General features: G+C 54.5%; 7 protein-coding genes. 4 read left to right on the top strand and 3 right to left on the bottom strand.

All coding sequences use genetic code 11. From position 1 onward, the window contains the following. A partial coding sequence (locus H6F43_RS06630) for a CBS domain-containing protein (RefSeq protein ID WP_190341875.1) occupies positions 1–269 on the bottom strand: 269 nt, incomplete at its 3' end. Positions 270–369: 100 nt separating this feature from the next. Between H6F43_RS06630 and H6F43_RS06625 the strand changes: the two genes are divergently transcribed. Together H6F43_RS06625 and H6F43_RS06620 are read left to right on the top strand one after the other, a co-directional pair. Beyond that, a complete protein-coding gene (locus H6F43_RS06625) occupies positions 370–1,098 on the top strand; it encodes a 16S rRNA (uracil(1498)-N(3))-methyltransferase (RefSeq protein WP_190341873.1) in 729 nt (242 codons plus the stop codon). Between the two features lie 67 nt (positions 1,099–1,165). Further along, positions 1,166–1,306 (top strand): hypothetical protein, encoded by a 141-nt coding sequence (locus H6F43_RS06620; RefSeq protein WP_190341871.1) that lies wholly within the window; start codon positions 1,166–1,168, stop codon positions 1,304–1,306. On the opposite strand, the gene H6F43_RS06615 is transcribed toward H6F43_RS06620, so the two are convergent. Beyond that, positions 1,292–1,759: a hypothetical protein gene (locus H6F43_RS06615; protein WP_190341869.1), complete on the bottom strand. Its 468-nt coding sequence runs from the start codon at positions 1,757–1,759 to the stop codon at positions 1,292–1,294. The genes H6F43_RS06620 and H6F43_RS06615 overlap by 15 nt on opposite strands. 102 nt (positions 1,760–1,861) lie before the next feature. Continuing rightward, on the bottom strand, positions 1,862–2,068 hold the full coding sequence (locus H6F43_RS06610) for a hypothetical protein (RefSeq protein WP_190341868.1): 207 nt from the start codon (positions 2,066–2,068) through the stop codon (positions 1,862–1,864). A 15-nt stretch (positions 2,069–2,083) separates the two neighbouring features. Here H6F43_RS06610 and H6F43_RS06605 point away from each other — a divergent pair, with 15 nt between their 5' ends. Both H6F43_RS06605 and H6F43_RS06600 read left to right on the top strand, forming a co-directional pair. Beyond that, positions 2,084–2,713 (top strand): hypothetical protein, encoded by a 630-nt coding sequence (locus H6F43_RS06605; RefSeq protein ID WP_190341866.1) that lies wholly within the window; start codon positions 2,084–2,086, stop codon positions 2,711–2,713. A 173-nt stretch (positions 2,714–2,886) separates the two neighbouring features. Further along, a complete protein-coding gene (locus tag H6F43_RS06600) occupies positions 2,887–3,192 on the top strand; it encodes a hypothetical protein (protein ID WP_190341864.1) in 306 nt (101 codons plus the stop codon). Positions 3,193–3,294 lie beyond the last annotated feature (102 nt).

Genomic DNA, 3,294 nt, shown 5'->3' with positions numbered 1-3,294 from the left:
GCTTTGTGCAAATCACGCTCGTAGCGACCCGGATTCTCTAGGTAAATCACACTGTCAAGCAGCATGATGTAGGCGGGTGGAGTGACGCCCGTTTCCTGCCACATTAAATCTGTTTCTGAAATGATGCCAACGAGTTTTCCCGCTCCATCTACCACTGGAAGTCCGCTAATTCGCCGCTCTGCTAACGTTTTAATCACGTCGGTTATTGGCGCTTCGGGCGTCGTCGTGATGGGATTGCGGGTCATGACATCTGCAACCGTCTTGGGCATACTGAACACTAACCCTTCACATAGTTCTGACCTATTTTAGGGAATTGTTGCGATCGACCCGTCTGCCCTTATCAGGATGTTACACGTCTGAGAGAAAAGAGTGCCGCAGCTACAGCGTCTTGTCATTTCCCCGACTCAACTGCACGATCGTCAAATTCTCCTGACCGATTCGCAGCGGCATTACCTCAGTCGCGTGCTGCGTTTGACGGCGGGCGATCACTTCATTGCCCTGGATGGGCAAGGACAGTCGTGGCTGGCAGCGCTGGTGCAGGAATCGGGTCTTCAAGCAGAGATCTTGCAAGCGGTAACGGCTGAGAATGAGTTACCCAGTTCAGTGACGCTCGTGGCTGCCTTACCGAAAGGCAGCGGCTTTGATGACGTGGTGCGACAGTGTACAGAGCTAGGCGTTGCCTGCATTGCACCAGTAATCAGCGATCGAACACTGCTGCAGCCCAGTTCCCAAAAGTTCGATCGCTGGCGACGCATTGCCCAGGAAGCGGCTGAACAATCTGAACGTCAATTTGTCCCAACGATCCTGGACCCTGTGCCGTTTGTCGAGCACCTGAGGGAGTTGGACGCGACAGCGCTCAAATACTTCTGTGCTGAGCGCCGCGATGCTCCTCACCTGCTCGATCGCCTGCAGATGCCGTCCGCGCCTGCTTACAGCATTGCAGTAGGACCTGAAGGCGGCTGGACCCAAGTCGAGGTGGACCGAGCGATCGCGGCTGGCTACGAAGCCGTCTCGCTCGGTCCCCGAATTCTTCGCAGTGTGACGGCTCCACTAGTAGCACTGTCGCTGATCGCTGCCAGCTTGGAGCGTTCGCCGTAACAAAAACGGCAACCGAGCCTCGATCGCGAACCCGTTGCCCTACGGTAAGTATTACACCTCATGCATTATGACAAGGCAGCCTGTTGGCTGCCTTTTTATTGCCCCCGATCGCCCTCTCCACGATCGCCGTTCCACAGTCAACTCGACTGGAACGGACGGTGAATCTAACCAACGGGACAGCACCCACTCGCCTTCAGGTCACGCTTAACCCCAGCAGCGACAATTCCTTTGGCTCTGCAACGGGTGCAGGCACAAGCAGATTCATCACGATCGGCACGTACTCCCGCATTGCCCAGCCCAACACTAGCCCAACCAGCGACACGGACGTCAACATCCAAAACGTCTGCCTCCGCGTAAATTTGGCAGTCTGCAATTCCAATCGCGCCAGAGCCTCCGTCGCCAGAATCGTCAGAATATGCAAAAACACATGCAGCCAAAACAGCATAACCGCGGCAAGTCCCGCGACCATGCAGATTGCAAGAAAGGCAACGGTATCCGACTTGAACCACCGACTCAGAAACAAACTGAAGCCAGTCAACGGGTCCATAAACGCTTCTGCAATAATCCAAATCCAGCCGATCGCAATCACGAAGCTGAACCTAGAAAACTGTGGGTCTGACAGAAACCAGCCAAAGCTGGCATACGCAACGAGCAGCAGCAAAAGGGCCAGCCAGGGACAGCGTTTAACAAAAGGAAGCCTTGTGGACGTGGATACTCTCATAGGTGCCGCAAGTACGGTCCGCTTGTAGAAAATGGGGTCTGATTAGAGATTGTAGGTCTGAATCGTCAAGGTTTTGGTATGGCCCGTAGTCAACGCTGGACCTTGAGGCGCTCCTGCCTGCAACAGTGCACTAATGCGATAGACCTTCTTCGACTGTAAGCCAGCGGCAGCCGCACCCGCGATCGCCAGAGTCGGATAGTAAACGAGCGTTCCGGATTGCGTCGTTGTCTGGGTACTGCCCAGTTCCATGGTTTCTTTCGTGCCGTGAAACAGCGGCTTAAAGCCGCAAGCCGCACGATTTCTCGCAGCGATATCGAAGCGTGGATTGCTCAAGCCCACGCCGCTGTAGACAACCCGCCAGCCAAAGAGGACGCGATCGCGTGGCAATCCGTTGCTGCATTTGCGATCGAGGTTCAAACGCGGCAGGTTGACGATCTCGTTGAGCAGCGTACCGTCATTCGCCCGACGAACACCAATACTGTAGAAGCCTGGACAGAAATCGAGTCAGACCAACTGCACCCGTGGATACGATCGCACCTGCTCTCGGCACCAGCCTGCGACCCACCTCTTGAAATCGCCATTCTGCAGGTGCGCCTGCTGCCTTCGACTCCGCAATTGCCGATGCAAGTTGACGACGCGCATCGTCTATTTTCAGGCAGCCTGCTAGCGAGTGAATCGTTCGCGCTAGAAATTTCGCTGAAGTTTGCTGGAGATGCGATCGCCCAGTTTGAGCAACTGATGTATCACGTACGCTGCTTTGCTCGTCATTTATCGACGGGCGCAGTGCTGAGCTTAGGAGAACTAAACGCGAACGTTCCCTATGCTGATAACGCCATCTATACAGCGCTGCTGCCAGAGGGTCCTATCGACTGCACGTGCAGGTGTCGCTGCTGAATGCCTCTGCGATTCCGGGCTGCTTTAAGGTGCCGCTGCTAAAAGTGATGTAGAGGATGTAGACCTAAATCGATTCCGTAAAGCGATCGCGAAATCCGCCTGGGTACTGATCCGACAGAAGCACAGCCGTACTGTATACTGCACTGCATCGTCGAGAAATGAGTGCTTAGACTATGGACTCATCAAGCTATATCCCAATGCGGGCGGTGGTTCGGTGCAAGGCAAAGCAGAAGCTTCTGCAAATACAGAGCGATTTGGACTCACCTGGACCATTTGAGGCTCTCGACGAAGCGCTATTTCAAGAACTTGCGGCGACTCTATTTCAATCCGAGAAGTACCACTTGCATCGCGACTGCCAGTCGAAACGAGAGGCGTCTGCGGTAGAAGATCAACTCGCGGTAGAGCTGGCAAACACCTACTCGACGATCGTGCAACAGCAGCAGAACGCACTAGTGCGGCAGCTCAACGCGCTGCTGTAACGCTCCGCGAAACAATCCGCAGCTAACTTAGATCCAAGAAGGGATGCAAAGAATGCATTCGTCTTCACCCCTTCTTGGCTTTGCCTGGTTTACGTTCAACTG

The organism is Leptolyngbya sp. FACHB-36 (genome assembly GCF_014695955.1).
Lineage (GTDB): Bacteria > Cyanobacteriota > Cyanobacteriia > Leptolyngbyales > Leptolyngbyaceae > FACHB-36.
This window is presented reverse-complemented; position numbering and strand designations above follow the sequence as displayed.